The organism is Anaerorhabdus sp., from assembly GCF_036641015.1.
Classification (GTDB): domain Bacteria; phylum Bacillota_I; class Bacilli_A; order Erysipelotrichales; family Erysipelotrichaceae; genus Anaerorhabdus.
Genome location: NZ_JAVWFO010000006.1, coordinates 27,489 through 29,975, shown reverse-complemented (window position 1 = coordinate 29,975; position 2,487 = coordinate 27,489). Strand labels below are relative to the sequence as shown.

Annotated in this window: 3 protein-coding genes; all 3 read left to right on the top strand. The window is 31.0% G+C overall.

Annotation, left to right across the window (positions count from 1 at the left end; genetic code table 11):
* The coding region (locus tag RR430_RS01850) for an L-serine ammonia-lyase, iron-sulfur-dependent, subunit beta (protein WP_332508587.1) at window positions 1–570 on the top strand (570 nt) is incomplete at its 5' end.
* Window positions 567–1,034 (top strand): DNA-deoxyinosine glycosylase, encoded by a 468-nt coding sequence (locus RR430_RS01845; RefSeq protein WP_332486230.1) that lies wholly within the window; start codon window positions 567–569, stop codon window positions 1,032–1,034. The genes RR430_RS01850 and RR430_RS01845, both read left to right, overlap by 4 nt.
* Window positions 1,031–2,487, top strand: a 1,457-nt coding sequence (locus RR430_RS01840) for a peptidase U32 family protein (protein WP_332508586.1), incomplete at its 3' end; no start/stop codon positions are given. The genes RR430_RS01845 and RR430_RS01840, both read left to right, overlap by 4 nt.

The following is a 2,487-nucleotide window of genomic DNA, read 5'->3' as shown; positions in this document are numbered from 1 at the left end:
TTTGGTAATTTAATTAAAACTAATGCTAGTATTTCTGGTGCAATTGGTGGTTGCCAAGCAGAGGTTGGGACAGCTTGTGCCATGGCAAGTGCAGCAGCAGCTTATTTAAACGATTTAAATTTGAAACAAATTGAATACGCTGCCGAAATAGGTATTGAACATCATCTAGGCTTAACATGTGATCCCGTAGGCGGATATGTCATTATTCCTTGTATTGAAAGAAATGCTGTCGCTGTACTAAGAGCGTTAGATGCTTGTTCATTGTCAAAATATATGTATAAAATTAAACCTAATAAAGTAACATTTGATATGATTGTAAAAACAATGAACTATACTGGACAAAAAATTGCCATTGAATTAAAAGAAACATCACTGGGTGGACTTGCTACTGAATTTGAACCAAAAGAAGAAGCAAAACAATGTGAATTGAAAGATCCAATTGAAGAGAAACCTAGAATAATATTACCATTAACAGAAGATGATATTGAATTAGAAGATACTCTTGTATTTGATGATATTGTACTTGATGAGAATGATGAACCCACAAGTCCAATCAAATTTAAACTATGATAACTCATCCATTAAAACCAATAATTGATAATTCAAGTAAGGTATTAATTTTAGGATCATTTCCATCAGTAATATCCAGGAAAAAATTGTGTTATTACGCTAACCCTCAAAATCGATTTTGGAAAGTTTTAAGTGAATTATATCAAGAAGATATAATTGACAAGGAAGAATTCATTTTGAAACATCATTTAGCTTTATGGGATGTCATTCAAAGTTGTGAATTACACCATAGTGATGACTCATCTATACGTGATGTCATTCCAAATAAAATTGAAGAGTTAATTAATATATATCCAATAAAATTAATCGTATTAAATGGAAAGAAAGCAGAATCGTTATATAAACAATATTTCAAAGATTTAGATATTAAGATAGTTTCTTGCCCTAGTACTAGTAGTGCAAATGCTAAATTTAAGTTGAATGATCTTATTAGTTTATATGCAATTGTAAAGGAAGTAAAATGAGAAAAATTGAATGTTTAGCACCAGCTGGAACAATGGATGCCCTAAGAGCAGCTATTTATGCAGGTGCAGATGCAATTTATTGTGGTGGTAGTCAATATGGTGCTCGCGCATTTGCGGGTAATTTTAATCATGATGAAATGATTGAAGCAGTCAGATTATGTCATTTATGGGGCACTAAAATTTATGTAACTATGAATACTTTAATCTACGAAGATGAGTTTAAAAGTGCAATGCAAGAAGTAAACTTTTATTACACTATTGGAGTAGATGCATTAATTATTCAAGATTTTGGGCTATTTGATAAAATTCGTCAAGATTATCCTGATTTTGAATTGCATTGTTCTACACAAATGCATATTCATAATTCAAAAGGTGTCGAAGTAATGAAAGAACTTGGAGCTAGTAGGGTTGTACTGGCTCGAGAAACTCCCATTAATATTATTGAAGAATGTTGCAAGCTAGGTATTGAAATTGAAGTTTTCTCATATGGCGCATTATGTGTCAGTTATTCTGGTCAATGTTTGATGAGCAGTCTTCTTTCACATCGTTCTGGAAATCGTGGTGCTTGTGCTCAGTATTGTAGAATGCAATATGATTTAATTAACGAAACAACAAATACACTGTATAAATCTGCTGGTAAATATTTGCTGAGTCCCAAGGATTTAAATATTATCGATCAACTTCCTCAATTGATTAAATGTGGCGTTTCAAGTCTTAAAATCGAAGGAAGAATGAAGCGTCCTGAATATGTATATTTAGTGACTAAGATTTTTAGAGAGGCTATTGATGCTTACTATGATAATAAAGAATACAACTTATCATTAGAGCACTTAAATAATTTAAAACTAATGTTTAATCGTGGATTTACGCTAGGACACTTATTTAATACAAATGGTAACGCATTAATGAATACACTAAGACCTAATCATATGGGACTACCTCTTGGTAAAGTTGTAGAAGCTAATAGAGACGAATTTTCAATTTTATTAGATTCTGATTTAAATCAACATGATGGTCTAAGAATCCTGGATGATAAAGAGGATTTAGGTTTAATAGCAAATAAAATCATTGTAAATGGACGTCTAGTAAACCATGCATTAAAAGGTGAACTTGTTACATTTAAAGATTCAAGATATGTTAAAGTAGGTAGTCAAGTTGTTAAAACAACTGATTCTAAATTAATGAATGAATTGGAAACGTTCCCAATTCTACGTAAAGTAAGCTGTAGTATATATGTACAAGCTAAAGTAAATGAACCTCTTTATTTAAAAATAAGTGTAGAAAATCATACCGTTGATGGTTATTCAAGTGATATTTGTCAAATGCCACTTAAAGCTCCAATTGATAAAGATAGATTGTTTGAACAGCTATTAAAATTAAATGATACAGTTTATACATGTGACGATATTAAAGGGGATTTAGAGCCTTTCTTTATGCCTTTGAAACAAATTAA